Here is a 14,053-nt window from a genome sequence, read left to right on the forward strand (position 1 = left end):
CAGTGACGCCCCGCAACGCCTAACGGAGTGTTTATGGTAGTCAAGGTCCTGGTGGTGGATGATTCCGGTTTTTTCCGCCGCCGCGTCTCGGAAATTCTGTCGGCTGATCCGACGATTCAAGTGATCGGCACCGCCACCAATGGCAAGGAAGCGATTGATCAGGCCCTGGCACTCAAGCCGGACGTGATCACCATGGACTACGAGATGCCGTTGATGGATGGCATCACGGCCGTGCGCCATATCATGCAGCGCTGTCCGACCCCGGTACTGATGTTTTCCTCGCTGACCCATGAGGGCGCCCGCGTCACCCTCGATGCGCTGGATGCCGGGGCGGTGGATTTCCTGCCGAAAAATTTCGAAGACATCTCGCGCAACCCCGAGAAGGTCAAGCAGATGTTGTGCGAGAAGGTACACAGCATCTCGCGCAGCAATCGTCGAATGTCCAGTTACAGCGCACCGGTGCCGGTAGCCCCGCCTCCTGCGGCCCGGCCTGCGCTGGGCGGTTTTGTTGTACCTGCCCCTGTTGCCTCCCCGGCCCCGGCGCGCACCACGCCGATTGCCAGCCGTGGCGCTGCTGCGTCAACACCCGCTTCAGCTGCGCCCAAACGCAAGGCCTACAAGCTGGTAGCCATTGGCACCTCGACCGGCGGCCCGGTGGCCTTGCAGCGGGTTTTGACCCAGTTGCCGGGCAATTTCCCGGCGCCGATCGTGCTGGTGCAACATATGCCCGCCGCGTTTACCAAGGCCTTTGCCGAGCGCCTGGACAAGCTGTGCCGCATCAGCGTCAAGGAAGCCGAAGACGGCGATATCCTGCGCCCCGGCCTGGCCCTGCTGGCCCCGGGCGGCAAGCAGATGATGATCGACGGTCGTGGTGCGGTACGCATCCTGCCAGGCGATGAGCGCTTGAACTACAAGCCCTGCGTGGATATTACCTTCGGTTCTGCGGCCAAGTCCTTTGGTGACAAAGTTTTGGCGGTAGTCCTCACCGGCATGGGTGCAGACGGTCGCGAAGGTGCCCGTATGCTCAAGCAGGGCGGTAGCCAGGTGTGGGCACAGGACGAAGCCAGCTGCGTGATTTATGGCATGCCCATGGCCATCGTCAAAGCCAACCTGGCCGATGCTGTTTACAGCCTCGACGATATCGGCAGGCATCTGGCCGAGGCTTGCCACTGATGGACGTGCTCAGCCTGATTGGCATCATCATGGCGTTTGTCGCGATTATCGGCGGCAACTACCTGGAGGGCGGCCATCTGGGCGCCCTGGCCAATGGCCCGGCAGCGTTGATCGTGCTGGGCGGTACTGTGGGCGCGGCGATGCTGCAGTCGCCCATGAGTGCGTTCAAACGGGCGATGCAAACCCTGGTATGGATTCTGTTTCCGCCGCGTATCGACATGACGGGCGGCATTGATCGCGTCGTCAACTGGAGCCTGACGGCGCGCAAGGAAGGCCTGCTGGGCCTTGAAGGCGTGGCCGATAGCGAGCCCGACAGCTATGCCCGCAAGGGCCTGCAGTTGCTGGTCGACGGGGTTGAGCCGCAAACCATTCGCAGCGTCCTGGAGGTCGACTACATGACCCAGGAAAGCCGCGATATCGAGGCGGCGAAAGTGTTTGAAAGCATGGGCGGCTACGCGCCGACCATCGGCATTATCGGCGCGGTCATGGGCTTGATCCATGTGATGGGTAATCTGGCCGACCCGGGGCAGTTGGGCAGCGGTATTGCCGTGGCCTTTGTCGCCACCATCTACGGCGTGGCCAGTGCCAACCTGGTGTTGCTGCCCATTGCCAGCAAGCTCAAGGCGATTGCCATGCGCCAGTCGCTGTACCGCGAGATGTTGCTCGAAGGCATTCTGTCGATTGCCGAAGGCGAGAACCCGCGCTCGATCGAACTCAAACTGCAAGGCTTTACGGGTTAACCATGAGTCGGCGCCGTCGCTCCGTTGATGATCACGTCAATCACGAACGTTGGCTGGTGTCCTACGCGGACTTCATCACCTTGCTGTTTGCTTTTTTCGTGGTCATGTACTCGATTTCCTCGATCAATGAAGGCAAGTATCGGGTAATTTCCCAGGCGCTGGTGGGGGTGTTCAATGACACCGAGCGCAGTATCAAGCCGGTGCCCATTGGCGAAGAGCGACCGCTGACCACCCAGCCTGCGCAACCGCTGATCAAGGACAGTGAGCATACCGATGCCGGCCTTGGCCAAGTGCCCGACGACCCGCTTAAGACCATTGCCAATGACATCACCAATGCCTTTGGCGACCTGATTGCCTCCAAACAATTGACGGTGCGCGGCAATGAGCTCTGGGTCGAGATCGAACTCAACTCCAGCCTGTTGTTCGGCAGCGGCGATGCCATGCCCAGCAATGCGGCGTTCACCATTATCGACAAGGTAGCGGCGATCCTTAAGCCATTCGAAAACCCGATTCATGTCGAGGGTTTTACTGACGATCTGCCGATCCGCACCGCGCAGTACCCGACCAATTGGGAGCTGTCGTCGGCGCGCTCGGCCAGTATCGTGCGCATGCTGGCGATGCAGGGGGTCAACCCCGGGCGCATGGCCTCGGTGGGCTACGGCGAGTTTCAGCCGGTGGCCAACAATGCCACGCCAGAGGGGCGCGCACTCAATCGCCGGGTAGTACTGGTGGTGTCGCGTAACCTTGAAGTACGCCGCAGCCTGACCGGTACGGGCACTGCACATGCAACACCGGATGCTGCCCTCAAGCGGGCTGGCACACAAACTGCACCGCCACAACCACAGCCGCTGGTTCGCGGGGATGCCGTCAATTCCCCGTCACCAAACCTATAATCTCGGCCGGCACGCATGCAGCCGGGAGGAACAACTGAATGAGAGTCTGGGCAGTAGCCAATCAAAAAGGTGGAGTCGGCAAGACCACCACATCCATCGCCCTGGCCGGTTTGCTGGCAGAGGCGGGCAAACGTGTGGTGATTGTCGATCTTGACCCCCACGGCTCCATGACCAGTTACTTTGGTTATGACCCCGATGGCCTGGAACACAGCGTCTATGACCTGTTTCTGCATCAGGGCCAGGTGCCTGAAGGCCTGGCTGCGCAATTACTGCTGCCCACCAGCCACGAAAAGATTGCCTTGCTGCCTGCCACTACCGCACTGGCAACCCTGGAGCGTCAAGCCCCGGGGCAAAGTGGCCTGGGCCTGGTGATTGCGCGCAGCCTGGCGCAACTGTGGCAGGACTATGACTACGCGATCATCGACAGCCCGCCGATTCTGGGGGTGCTGATGGTCAATGCGCTGGCGGCCAGCCAACAGTTGATCATTCCGGTGCAGACCGAGCATCTGGCACTCAAGGGGCTGGAGCGCATGGTTCATACCCTGCGCATGATCAATCGCTCGCGTGCGCAGGAGCTGCCGTTCTGCATCGTACCGACCCTGTTCGACCGCCGCACCCAGGCATCGATGAGTACCCTGCGGGTGTTGCGCGATGTGTATCCCGAGACCTTGTGGCAGGGTTTTATTCCGGTCGATACCCGTTTGCGCGATGCCAGCCGGGCAGGGCAGACGCCTTCGCAGTTCGATGACAAGACCCGCGGGGTGATCGCCTACCGTGCGTTGCTCAAACACGTATTGACCCGCCAGCTTGCACCGCAGGTGGCGTGAAGTGGGCAGGCATTCAAGTATCGGTCGTGCATGGCCGATAACGACTACAAGTCTCTGTCGCGAGGCTGTTGAGTGGGGCACTTTATGACGCAGCCGATAGCACTTTCCAACCGATCGCAAGTGGCCTTGCAGTCGTATCTCGACGACTTGCTGTTTGATGCAACGCAAGCGCTGGAAGCGGCTGAACCCGCGGAGCCGGAACAGATTGCCGAGGCACCCGCTGAATTGGCAATGCCGGTGGAACTGGCCGAAGTCGGCGTGCCTGCGCAGGCGCTGGCCCATCCCTTGGTAGAGGTTCATCGCCCGAGCGCGCCGGGTGCGCATCTGCCCATACCCGACGACGGTCGCCCGGCGTGGGCCGCCGAACCCTTCGAGTGCCTGCTGTTTGACGTGGCCGGGCTGACCCTGGCGGTGCCATTGGTGTGCCTGGGCTCGATCTACTCCCTGGCCGGGCGTGAACTGACCCCGCTGTTCGGGCAGCCGGACTGGTTTCTGGGAATCCTGCCCAGCCAGGGTGGCAAGCTCAATGTGCTGGATACGGCGCGCTGGGTGATGCCTGAACGCTATCGCGCTGATTTTCGCGAAGGCCTGCAATACGTTATTTCCGTACAGGGTCATGAATGGGGGCTGGCCGTGCATCAGGTCAGCCGTTCGTTGCGCCTGCACCCCAACGAAATCAAATGGCGCTCCCAGCGCGGGCAGCGGCCGTGGCTGGCGGGCACTGTGATTGAGCATATGTGCGCTTTGCTGGATGTTGAGCAATTGGCCGAGTTGATCGCCAAGGGCAAGTCATAAAAACAATTCTGGTTGCTGCTCGCCCGTGCGGGTGAGCCGCCAGTCATCAGAACTTTGCGGTATTTCAGTCAGGGGTTTGGGGTATGAAACAGTCAGCTGCACAGGGTTTGGAAGATCCGATCCTGCAATGGGTTACCTTCAAGTTGGACAACGAAACCTACGGCATCAATGTAATGCAGGTGCAGGAAGTGCTGCGGTACACCGAAATCGCCCCGGTTCCCGGTGCGCCTTCCTACGTGCTGGGCATTATCAACCTGCGCGGCAACGTGGTAACGGTCATAGATACACGTCAGCGTTTTGGTCTGTACAACGCTGAAATTACCGATAACTCCCGTATCGTCATTATCGAAGCCGACAAGCAAGTGGTTGGCATTCTGGTCGACAGCGTGGCGGAAGTGGTTTACCTGCGTCAGTCGGAAATCGAAACGGCGCCTAACGTGGGCAACGACGAATCGGCCAAGTTTATCCAGGGCGTGTGCAACAAGAACGGCGAACTGCTGATTCTGGTTGAGCTGGACAAGATGATGACTGAGGAAGAATGGTCAGATCTGGAGAACATCTGATTGATCCTTGAGGCGGCGGTAATCGTCCTGGGCCTGTTGTGGGCCGTGACCCTGTGGCTGTTTATCAGCCATGTGCGCCGCCAGCGCGTGCTTGCGGCGCAACAGGCGGCGGACGATGAGCAGCGTGACCGGCGCCTGCGGGAAATGGCGCGGCGCCTGGACACCTACCAGAACGGCAATGTGCAAATGGGTGAAGCCCTGCACGAATTGCGCGCCGTGGTCGCACCGCTGCCCGAGAAGCTGACCCAACTGGAGCAGCGTGACCCCACCAGCCTGTCCTTCAACCAGGCCGCGCGCCTGGTCAGCATGGGCGCCAGCGTCGATGAACTGACCCAGGCGTGCGGCTTGACCCAGGCTGAGGCCGAGCTGATGAGCAAGATGTACAAGGGTTAAAGGACCGATATTGTGGAACGAGTCGGATCGTGTGGGAGCGGGCTTGCTCGCGATTGCATCAACCTGGTCTGACAGTTACAGCGCGTCGTCTGCATCGCGAGCAAGCCCGTTCCCACAGGTTCAGCGCGTCGTTGAACTCAGCTCACTGACAAACTCCAGAAACGCCCGCACTTTGGCCGCCGGCAGATGCCGCGACGGGTAAAAGGCATACAGCGGAAACCGCTCATTCGGCCAGTCGGGAAACAATTCCACCAGGGTGCCCGCCTTGAGTGCTGGCTCCAGCCCAAGATCCAGCATTTGTGCTACTGCGTGGCCATGTTCACAGGCGCTGTATAGCGTACTGGCATCATTGATCACCAGCCGGCCATCGGTGCGCACAATCAGCTTTTCACCGGGACGATGAAATTCCCACGCAAAAGGCCGGCCTGTTTGCGAATCGCGAAAATCGATGCACATATGCTGACCACTCTCAAGCTCCTGCGGGCTTGAAGGCCTGCCATGACGCTTGAGATAAGCCGGTGCGGCCACTGTCAACACCCTGACTTCCATCAGCTTGCGCGCAATCAGTGACGACGACTGCGGATAGCCAAAGCGAATGGCCAGATCAAAACCATCTGCCACCAGATCACCCAACTGATCCTTGGTGTGTAAATCCAGCTGCAATTGCGGATAACGGCTCATGAACTGACCGAGTACCGGACCGAGTACCAGTCTGGAAAAGTACGGGTCGATATTCACACGCAAGCGCCCACATACCGTCAGCGCACAGTCGGCAGCTGAGTTGGCGGCTTCTTCGAGACTGGCCAGCAGCGGGGCGATTTGCTCATAGAAACGGCGGCCCTCATCCGTCAGTTGTACCGAGCGCGTGGTTCGATCGAACAGGCGAATGCCCAGGCGCTTTTCCAGCCGCGATATCGCCCGGCTTACACCTGAGGGGGTCATGTCCAGACTGTCGGCAGCTCTGGCAAAACTGCCGCTGTCTACCACTGCGCTCAAAACACCCATGCCGCCAGCCAGACCCGGATCGAAGCTCATTGGTGATTCTCCGTCATGTATTCAATGATACTCATGCTATCGAAGTATGAGGCGAATGCGCCGGATAATTCTTCCCGACACGACAGTCGTCGTGCAAATCGAGGAGGAGCACATATGTACGCAGTCACAGGCATTACTGGTCAAGTGGGGGGCGCGGTTGCCCGGGCCTTGCTCGGTGCCGGGCAATCGGTGCGGGCAGTTGTACGCAGCGCCGAAAAGGGCGAAAGCTGGGCGCAATTGGGCTGTGAAGTGGCATTGGCCGAAGTGGACGATGCTCAGGCCATGGCTTCGGCGTTCAGCGGTACAGAAGGGGTGTTTATCATGATGCCGTCGAACTTCGACCCTTTGCCGGGGTTTCCCGAAGCACGATTGATCATCGACAATATCCGGCAGGCGCTAGAGCGTGGCCGGCCCGCCAAGGTCGTTTGCCTGTCCACCATCGGTGCTCATGTTACTCAGCCCAACCTGCTTAACCAGCTGCAATTGCTGGAACGAGGCCTGAGCTCACTGGGCATGCCGGTGACCTTTCTGCGCCCCGGATGGTTTATGGAAAACGCCGTGTGGGATATTGCTCCGGCCGTTGAGAACGGGGTGGTTCCAAGCTTCTTGCAGCCGCTGGACAAACCGGTACCGATGATTGCCACAGCGGATGTCGGGCGTGTTGGCGCCGAGTTATTGCAAGAGCAGTGGGAAGGGTTGCGCATTGTTGAGCTGGAAAGTGTTCAGCGCGTCACGCCCAACCAGATTGCCGCGAGCCTGAGCCAATTGCTGGGCAAGCCGGTGACGATGAGCGTGGTGCCACGCGAGGATTGGAGTGGCTTGTTTACAGCACAGGGTGCGCGCAACCCGCAGCCACGGATGCAGATGATTGATGGTTTCAACGAAGGCTGGATCGAATTTTCCGGAACACCGCGCAAGGGGCTGGTGGTGCTTGAGACCGTGTTGTGTGAGCTGGTACGGCGAGCTGGGGCTTGTGATAGATAAGTAACTGGTGCGCCCGGCGGTGGGCGCTTTTTATATTTGCAACAGAGAGAAATACAAGTTGTTAAAGGACTACAGCATGGCTGTTCTTTATTCACCAGTAGGCGGGTTTGTCGGCCGGTTTTTTGCGGGTGGGTACGCGGTGCGGTAACTGACATCTGGCCAGCTCGGTATTCGTGACAACGTGCCGTATCCAGTTCACATATTGCTTGAATGAACCTGGAACTGTTCGTTGAATACCTTGTCGGTGCGGCAGGATCACCCCCAGCTTCAACTCTGCAAAATCCTCCCTGAGAGCCCGCAAGGCCGGCGTCATATCGGTATCCGCGGACACCAGTACAATCTGCTCTATACGCTGTTCAGGTGGCAGCTGGGCCTGGCGAGCCGCAAGCCGGTACATGCTGATTGCAATATGTACGTCTGTCTCTTTCTCTTCCAGCTTCCATATCTCTACCTGATCGGCTCTGGATGCCGGAGTCGCCTTGTCGACAAAGCGCGGAGCCTTGCCCGATTCAAGCTGGTGGCGTCCATAAAACACCTTCACATCACGGGCAATCAGCGCACGTATGTAGCTGTCTTGAGCTTGTTTTGAAGCAATGCCGCGAGTGGCCAGGGACGGTTTGACACCGGAGGTGAAAAAACTGACGGCCTCGAGAGAGCTGTCGGGGTGTTCGACACGGATGATGTGAGCCAGCAGGCCAGGGAGATCAAGCCACTTGTAGTGGGTGCCAGCCAACAGGCCGTAGAAAAGGTTGTAGCCGTCTACAAAACACGCGGTACGCAAGATTTCCTGTCCTTGGAAACGAAAAAACCGGCACAAGGCCGGTTTTTTCACCCCAACAGCCAGCGAACTGAATCGCTGCGTACGGGGCTGAGTAGTGGGCCGATTATTGCGCAACACTGCGCGCAACACAAGATCAATTCGAATGATCCGTGGCTACGTTAGCGCGAACGCTGCGGCGGCATAAGACAGCGGTAGTTTTTTGAAATCAAATACGCGGCTGTCGTCAATCATGTGCCCTGACTATCAGCAGCATAGACGGGAGAAGCAGGTGGGGCGGGGGTGCTTTTTCACGGTTAAAACTGCAAGGGATTAATAGAGTGCCGTCTACGCAAGGGAGCACAGCAGTGGTTGTTCCAGCGAATCAAGCTGGCCTCCCTATCAGGAGTTTTGGGGTTTGCACGCTGCCATTAGACACGTTTTCGAGCTTATGGCTGCAGCGCCGAAAATGCAGAGTTCAGAAATGAATATTCACCGCACTTAATACTGTCGAGTTAACCAAAGTCTCGCGTTGTGTGTTTTTTTTGGGTGTTTTTTGCGTTGAGAGTAAAGTGTTTGTGAATGGTGTCGGCAATGTGTTTGATCAGAATGCCTGAACTGGATGGTTTTTGGTAAAGCAAAACGTCTACTGCAGGCAATGCAGGGAAGCCATTGACTTCGTCGAGAACCCGAAAGTGTTTAGGGACGGCACTTTCAATGAGTACGCTTACGGCGCAGTCTGAGCTTACCGCAGCGAGAATACCCTCATGGCTGATGCAGGTGTAAGCAATACGCCATGATTTGCTTACTCTATTTAGTGCAATAATGGCCTCCTGGCGGTAGATGCAACCATTAGGAAACATGGCAAGCGGGATGCATTTATCAACATGGGCTTGGCTGTTGTCGCCAGTGACCCAAAGCAATCGCTCCCGCACTAGTGTTAAACCGTCGGTGCGTTTGGGATGCTGAGTGGCAATAACCAGATCCACGTCACAATTGGAGTCAAGGTCTTTCAGCATTTGCCAGCTGTGCCCGCAGCGCAGTTCGATCTCTATCTTCGGCAAGGTGTCACGGATAAGTCTCAGTACAGGGGGCAATAGGCAGGAAGCATAAGTTTCCGAAGTGGCTATCACAACCTTGCCAGCAGTGACGGTTGGGTTGAGGATTGTGTAAGCTTCTTCATTAACTTCAATTAAACGCTGTGCAACACTCAAAAAACGCTCGCCAAGATCAGTAAGTGTTACGCCTCTGGTGTTACGCTCAAACAGTTTGCTGTCCAGATGCTCTTCCAGCCTTTTTATGCGAATGCTGATAGCCGATTGTGTTCTGTGCAGGCGCATTGCTGCCTGAGTGAAATTTCGTGTCTCGGCAACGGCAACAAAAGCCCTGATAAGATCAATTTCAAAATCAGAAGTTTTCATAGGGATAGCTCTGCATGAATGGCGTAAATAGGTGTCATAAAAACTATGAGTTGGTGCCCTGATTTACAGCGTGGCAGTATTCAAACATGGAAAATAATTCTACACAAGGTGCGCTGTATGGATAGTAAACGCTCATGCTTTGGGACCCTTGAGCTAATGCTGGCCATGGTTATTTCTGGCAGTATTGGTGTGTTTGTCATCAAGTCAGGGCAACAACCAGCCAATGTGGTTTTCTTTCGTTGCGCGTGCGCTTTTTTGTGTCTGGTACCGTACTGTTACTGGCGAGGCTATTTAAGGGCGAAATATTTCAAGGTCAATATACTGCTCCCGGTCGTTATCGCGGGAGTTCTGATGGTCATCAATTGGGTATTGCTTTTCAAAGCATTTCCCGTTACTACAATTTCGTTGGCAACTATTGTTTATCATGTCAATCCATTTGTAGTGATGCTGCTGAGTGTTGTATTCCTGAGGCAGAGCATAACGCGCAACGATATTGCTTGGAGTGTGCTGGCCTTTGTTGGTCTTTTGCTGGCAATGAGCAATAATGGAAAGTTTATCCTGCCAGGATATAGTGAGAGGATGGGGCTGTTGTTGGTGCTTTGTGCAACGACCTTGTATGCAGGTACTGTGATTCTTACCAAACTTACAGGGGATACACCGCCTGCGTTGATTGTAATGATTCAAACACTTGTGGGTGTCTTTATTTTATTTCCTTTTGCTGATTTTTCAGCCCTGCCTGGGTCTGCAGTTGAATGGGAGTTTATAGTTGCGTTGGGGGTGGTTCATACATTTGTGCTTTACTGTCTTGTCTTCTCTGCTTATCAGAAGTTAGATATTTCGGTCATTGCTATTATGTCCTTTATTTACCCTGTCTCTGCGGTAGTATTTGATTATCTTTTTTTTGATTATGTTATTACTTATTGGCAGGTGGCTGGGGCGGCACTTATATTTCTGGGTACTGTCGGAATCAAATTGGCCTGGAAAATAATCCCTGCAACCACGCGTAAAAAAAACACGCGAGGCGAATAATCCAGTAGTCATGCCTAATGCAGATATAACGCACCTGTCGCCAATCAGGCGCGTACTGCTTTAGTGCGTTGCCAGCGTACCAGAAACTTGTCGACATATCCCTTGTCCGCTCCACCAGGTTCATGGCCGACAACAGCAAATCGCGCGAAGGATCGCTCAGGCCATTCCCTGCCTCATTCGCGCAGCGCAACAAGTCTGACGCTTGGGCCAAAGCTGCTTCTGAATTGACACTGTGCGGGATGGCCAGCATGGCCGTGCCCGAAGGGCAAAAAGGCTTATGGTTTTGCAGGTTGTAACTGAGCGCACGTTCGGTGGCAGCACGATCCTGCAACGGGTTGTTATCGTCAGCAGCATCGAGGGGGAGTAACCGGTGGTTCGGGGGGCATGGTTACAACCCCGAGGTATTTAAGGGCGCTCTGTAACCCTTCGCTACTAAACGAGTGGTGGCAGCCGTACGCAGATTAGCAGGCCGGTACACTCGGAACTCGGCGCGCCACAAGGGCACCCTGCGCACGGCCAGCATAAACCGCAGGCCATAAAAAAGCACCTTACGGAGGTGGCGCTTTGCGCTGAGTGATAGAACCGGATCGCTGATTTGCAGAAAAAATGTGGATCGGATCGTTGCGATGGGCATTAATCTCCTGATTTAAAAAAGAGTAAGGTGAGGCGTGTTTAATGTTTAATGATACTTGTAGGCAATGGCTTAAGTCGTGTCAGGCGTAATCGTTCGTAGTGAAGAGTGATGTCTGAAAATGGCAAGGATTGTTGGCGAATATTTATATATTGAACTAGTTTCAATGGCTATGGAGATTGCCAGTGCACGCGAAGGCACTATGTACTACCTCTCTCTCCTGTTGGTTGTGGGGTCTTTGAAGTAGGGGTGAGTCGGTGGCTTTCCTGAGGAGGGTGGTGGGTATGATTAATAATAATGTGATCCTGGAAGATACGACGTTACGTGATGGTGAACAGTCTCCCGGTGTTGCGTTTACCAAAGAAGGGAAAATTTCAATTTTTTCGTCATTGTTGGCGGCGGGTATACGGTGGGTGGAAGTAGGTATTCCGGCCATGGGAGGGGATGAGCTGGCGGTCCTGGAAAATTTACTTGAGCGTAAAGACGAAGCCATGCTGGTGGCATGGAATCGTGGCGTTGAGACAGATGTTATTCAGTCATTGGATCTTGGCTTCCAAGCGGTGCATATTGGCCTCCCGACTTCAGCGATACATTTGGATAGCAGCATCAAAAAAGACAGAGCCTGGTTGCTGAGAACTGCATCGAATCTAATTGGTCGCGCCAAGGACAGGGGGGCATATGTATCAATAAGCGCCGAGGATGTGGGGCGTTCTGAGATAGGATTTGTTGAGGAGTATGCGGGTCATGTAGCAGAGGCAGGTGCAGATCGAATACGACTTTCAGATACGGTGGGTATATTGACACCAGAGCAATATGCTGAGGTCGTGAGGCGAGTTGTGATGTCGGCTGATATTGCCGTTCAATGCCATGCTCATAATGACTTTGGGTTGGCGACTGCCAATACGTTGGCTGGTCTTTGTGCGGGGGCTACATTTTTTCATGCGACGGTTAATGGTATTGGTGAGCGGGCAGGAATGCCAGACTTGGCTCAGTGTGTGCTTGCACTAAAACTGCTATATGGTGTTGATGTGGGCGTCGATACCCGCAGGTTGATTGCCTTGAGCCGGCTCGTTGCAGAGGCAACGCATGTATCGTGTCCTCCTTGGCAGCCGATAGTGGGGACTAATGTGTTTGCCCATGAGTCAGGCATTCATGCCAGTGCGACATTGAATAATAGCGCCAGTTTCGAACCGTTTCCCCCTGAGTTGGTAAAGGGCGTTCGACGCATTGTTGTCGGTAAACATTCGGGTACGGCAGCCATTGATAGTGTATTAAAAAAGCAGGGCATCAACTGTTCCGGGGATGAATTAAAAACATGCTTGGCATTGGTTCGTGCAGGCGCGATGAGTAAAGGGAGGAGTCTGGAGGAGAAAGAATTATTGACAGTGGTTGAGTCAGTAAAGTGCGCCATGCTGAGTGATTAAATTGGCGGGATGGAGGTTGATATGTGGATTGATACTCATGTTCATTTGTTGCCAACTAAAAAATCAAGGCCTGATTGGGAAGAGGTAAGATTCACATTTCAGGTTGCGCGCACCAAAGGGTTGGACGTTGTTTGTCTGACTGAGCATAGAGATTCGTTAGGGTTTGACGAGTTATATGGTGAGATCTTTGGTGAAAATAAACTAGGCGGGCGGGTTCTAAAAGACGATGTCATTGTACTTCCATCCGGCCTTATGATTAGTCCTGGGGCGGAAGTTTCATTGAGTGGGGGTGGCGACATTGGTGTGCATGCCAACGTAAAGGCAGTGATGGATTTAAGACCGCTATCGATGGCCTGCACCGCTACCGATGTGTTGGGAGAGCTTGAAAAAGGAAAGAACAGCTATTTCACGGTTGCTCATCATCTGCTGGGTGACGGCAAGTGGTGGTGTGACCTTGAGGATATCATACAAAAAATCGATGCTATTGAAATACCAGGAAAGCATCCGTCTTGGGTTGGGCAGTATGAAAAGTTGATGTGTGATTATAACAAGGCTGGGGTGAGTGGGAGCGACGCTCATACATGGATTCAAGTGGGCGTCGGTAAAACAATGGTGGATGAATGCTTATGGGATAAAGGGGAGGAGGGCTTTATTCGTGGATTCAAGAAGGCTATAAGGAGAAAAATACCAGTACCCTATGTGCATGAATCAGCAGAAGAAGTGCTTGCCTTGTCAGGTTATTACAGGGGCAGGTATCAATAAATATAGCTTGTCAGGAGTCAGTCATGAGTATTGAAATCAATATGTCACAGGTGGGAATACTCTCTAGTAAACGCAAGATGTCAGTCGACGAAGTACTGAGTGTTGTTAAGAAGTCATGCCCGACTTCAGGGGCGCTTGAATTAGATGATTTTGCTCAGTTACAGAAGTTGGCGGATAAATTGGTTATGCCGGTTTCAGAGCTATTAGCCGGTACGGGCAATGATCTTGAATGCGGGGTTGTGATTTATAAATCAGATGAAGGCTTTGCCAGGGAAATCAGCCGGGAGGGCAGCAGGTACTATACTTACCAGCATTTGGCAACCTCTAACACGGCGCCAGAGTTGATGGCGTTGAAAGTATTTCTGCATTGTGATAATCGCGAAGCGGTGGTGCTTAATGGAGGGCATGCTTCTCGGGAAGTTATATACACATTGAAGGGAAGAGTGCGTTTTGACTGGACAGAAGAGGGGGGTGACAAGGTGAAAAGTTCGACGTTGAATCCGGGAGACTCGGTCTATATAAGTCCTGGGGTCAAACACAGTTTTATTGCCCTTGAGCCAGGGTCGGAAATATTGGCTTTTAACTATGAGTTGACGTGATTTCTATCAGGTATGCCACCATGTTCA

15 protein-coding genes are annotated in these 14,053 nt (G+C 54.6%); 12 read left to right on the forward strand and 3 right to left on the reverse strand.

The annotated features are described in order from the left end of the window. Positions 1 to 33: 33 nt before the first annotated feature. The 7 genes from ACZRMH_RS14945 (at position 34) to ACZRMH_RS14975 (ending at position 5,384) form a co-directional block, all read left to right on the forward strand. Positions 34 to 1,173 (forward strand): protein-glutamate methylesterase/protein-glutamine glutaminase, encoded by a 1,140-nt coding sequence (locus ACZRMH_RS14945; protein WP_464014035.1) that lies wholly within the window; start codon positions 34 to 36, stop codon positions 1,171 to 1,173. Next, positions 1,173 to 1,913 carry a flagellar motor protein gene (locus tag ACZRMH_RS14950; RefSeq protein ID WP_464014036.1) on the forward strand — a complete coding sequence of 247 codons (741 nt, stop codon included), beginning with the start codon at positions 1,173 to 1,175 and terminating at the stop codon, positions 1,911 to 1,913. Before ACZRMH_RS14945 ends, ACZRMH_RS14950 begins: the two co-directional genes overlap by 1 nt. 2 nt (positions 1,914 to 1,915) lie before the next feature. Then, the gene (motD, locus tag ACZRMH_RS14955; protein ID WP_464014037.1) at positions 1,916 to 2,806 is read left to right on the forward strand and encodes a flagellar motor protein MotD; all 891 of its coding nucleotides are present in this window, start codon (positions 1,916 to 1,918) and stop codon (positions 2,804 to 2,806) included. Positions 2,807 to 2,844: 38 nt separating this feature from the next. After that, a complete protein-coding gene (locus ACZRMH_RS14960) occupies positions 2,845 to 3,633 on the forward strand; it encodes a ParA family protein (RefSeq protein WP_464014038.1) in 789 nt (262 codons plus the stop codon). 84 nt (positions 3,634 to 3,717) lie between these two features. Then, on the forward strand, positions 3,718 to 4,428 hold the full coding sequence (locus ACZRMH_RS14965; RefSeq protein WP_464014039.1) for a CheW domain-containing protein: 711 nt from the start codon (positions 3,718 to 3,720) through the stop codon (positions 4,426 to 4,428). Between the two features lie 83 nt (positions 4,429 to 4,511). Further along, complete coding sequence (locus ACZRMH_RS14970) at positions 4,512 to 4,991, forward strand: chemotaxis protein CheW (protein ID WP_019828855.1); 480 nt, start codon at positions 4,512 to 4,514, stop codon at positions 4,989 to 4,991. Next, positions 4,992 to 5,384 carry a DUF2802 domain-containing protein gene (locus ACZRMH_RS14975; RefSeq protein ID WP_464014040.1) on the forward strand — a complete coding sequence of 131 codons (393 nt, stop codon included), beginning with the start codon at positions 4,992 to 4,994 and terminating at the stop codon, positions 5,382 to 5,384. Between the two features lie 120 nt (positions 5,385 to 5,504). Here the strand turns inward: ACZRMH_RS14975 and ACZRMH_RS14980 are convergent, their stop codons facing one another. Further along, positions 5,505 to 6,419 carry a LysR family transcriptional regulator gene (locus ACZRMH_RS14980; RefSeq protein WP_464014041.1) on the reverse strand — a complete coding sequence of 305 codons (915 nt, stop codon included), beginning with the start codon at positions 6,417 to 6,419 and terminating at the stop codon, positions 5,505 to 5,507. Positions 6,420 to 6,533: 114 nt separating this feature from the next. Here ACZRMH_RS14980 and ACZRMH_RS14985 point away from each other — a divergent pair, with 114 nt between their 5' ends. After that, positions 6,534 to 7,403: an NmrA family NAD(P)-binding protein gene (locus ACZRMH_RS14985; protein WP_464014042.1), complete on the forward strand. Its 870-nt coding sequence runs from the start codon at positions 6,534 to 6,536 to the stop codon at positions 7,401 to 7,403. 91 nt (positions 7,404 to 7,494) lie between these two features. On the opposite strand, the gene ACZRMH_RS14990 is transcribed toward ACZRMH_RS14985, so the two are convergent. Together ACZRMH_RS14990 and ACZRMH_RS14995 are read right to left on the reverse strand one after the other, a co-directional pair. After that, positions 7,495 to 8,184, reverse strand: a complete 690-nt coding sequence (locus ACZRMH_RS14990; RefSeq protein ID WP_464014113.1) for an NYN domain-containing protein — start codon at positions 8,182 to 8,184, stop codon at positions 7,495 to 7,497. 491 nt (positions 8,185 to 8,675) lie between these two features. Then, positions 8,676 to 9,581, reverse strand: a complete 906-nt coding sequence (locus tag ACZRMH_RS14995; RefSeq protein ID WP_464014043.1) for a LysR family transcriptional regulator — start codon at positions 9,579 to 9,581, stop codon at positions 8,676 to 8,678. 117 nt (positions 9,582 to 9,698) lie between these two features. Here ACZRMH_RS14995 and ACZRMH_RS15000 point away from each other — a divergent pair, with 117 nt between their 5' ends. The 4 genes from ACZRMH_RS15000 (at position 9,699) to ACZRMH_RS15015 (ending at position 14,026) form a co-directional block, all read left to right on the forward strand. Then, a complete protein-coding gene (locus tag ACZRMH_RS15000) occupies positions 9,699 to 10,610 on the forward strand; it encodes a DMT family transporter (protein ID WP_464014044.1) in 912 nt (303 codons plus the stop codon). A 915-nt stretch (positions 10,611 to 11,525) separates the two neighbouring features. Continuing rightward, complete coding sequence (locus tag ACZRMH_RS15005; RefSeq protein ID WP_464014045.1) at positions 11,526 to 12,665, forward strand: homocitrate synthase/isopropylmalate synthase family protein; 1,140 nt, start codon at positions 11,526 to 11,528, stop codon at positions 12,663 to 12,665. 21 nt (positions 12,666 to 12,686) lie between these two features. Continuing rightward, positions 12,687 to 13,427: a hypothetical protein gene (locus ACZRMH_RS15010; RefSeq protein WP_464014046.1), complete on the forward strand. Its 741-nt coding sequence runs from the start codon at positions 12,687 to 12,689 to the stop codon at positions 13,425 to 13,427. Between the two features lie 23 nt (positions 13,428 to 13,450). Continuing rightward, entirely contained in the window at positions 13,451 to 14,026 is a 576-nt protein-coding gene (locus ACZRMH_RS15015; RefSeq protein ID WP_464014047.1) for a cupin domain-containing protein, read from the forward strand. Positions 14,027 to 14,053 lie beyond the last annotated feature (27 nt).

The sequence above is a fragment of the Pseudomonas sp. B414 genome, from assembly GCF_055408445.1.

What these genes read in the sequence shown, in the direction of transcription:
- ACZRMH_RS14945 (WP_464014035.1), top strand. Translation starts at nt 34, where the DNA reads ATGGTAGTCAAGGTCCTGGTGGTGGATGATTCCGGTTTTTTCCGCCGC.
- ACZRMH_RS14950 (WP_464014036.1), top strand. Translation starts at nt 1,173, where the DNA reads ATGGACGTGCTCAGCCTGATTGGCATCATCATGGCGTTTGTCGCGATT.
- motD (WP_464014037.1), top strand. Translation starts at nt 1,916, where the DNA reads ATGAGTCGGCGCCGTCGCTCCGTTGATGATCACGTCAATCACGAACGT.
- ACZRMH_RS14960 (WP_464014038.1), top strand. Translation starts at nt 2,845, where the DNA reads ATGAGAGTCTGGGCAGTAGCCAATCAAAAAGGTGGAGTCGGCAAGACC.
- ACZRMH_RS14965 (WP_464014039.1), top strand. Translation starts at nt 3,718, where the DNA reads ATGACGCAGCCGATAGCACTTTCCAACCGATCGCAAGTGGCCTTGCAG.
- ACZRMH_RS14970 (WP_019828855.1), top strand. Translation starts at nt 4,512, where the DNA reads ATGAAACAGTCAGCTGCACAGGGTTTGGAAGATCCGATCCTGCAATGG.
- ACZRMH_RS14980 (WP_464014041.1), bottom strand. Translation starts at nt 6,419, where the DNA reads ATGAGCTTCGATCCGGGTCTGGCTGGCGGCATGGGTGTTTTGAGCGCA.
- ACZRMH_RS14985 (WP_464014042.1), top strand. Translation starts at nt 6,534, where the DNA reads ATGTACGCAGTCACAGGCATTACTGGTCAAGTGGGGGGCGCGGTTGCC.
- ACZRMH_RS14995 (WP_464014043.1), bottom strand. Translation starts at nt 9,581, where the DNA reads ATGAAAACTTCTGATTTTGAAATTGATCTTATCAGGGCTTTTGTTGCC.
- ACZRMH_RS15000 (WP_464014044.1), top strand. Translation starts at nt 9,699, where the DNA reads ATGGATAGTAAACGCTCATGCTTTGGGACCCTTGAGCTAATGCTGGCC.
- ACZRMH_RS15005 (WP_464014045.1), top strand. Translation starts at nt 11,526, where the DNA reads ATGATTAATAATAATGTGATCCTGGAAGATACGACGTTACGTGATGGT.
- ACZRMH_RS15010 (WP_464014046.1), top strand. Translation starts at nt 12,687, where the DNA reads ATGTGGATTGATACTCATGTTCATTTGTTGCCAACTAAAAAATCAAGG.
- ACZRMH_RS15015 (WP_464014047.1), top strand. Translation starts at nt 13,451, where the DNA reads ATGAGTATTGAAATCAATATGTCACAGGTGGGAATACTCTCTAGTAAA.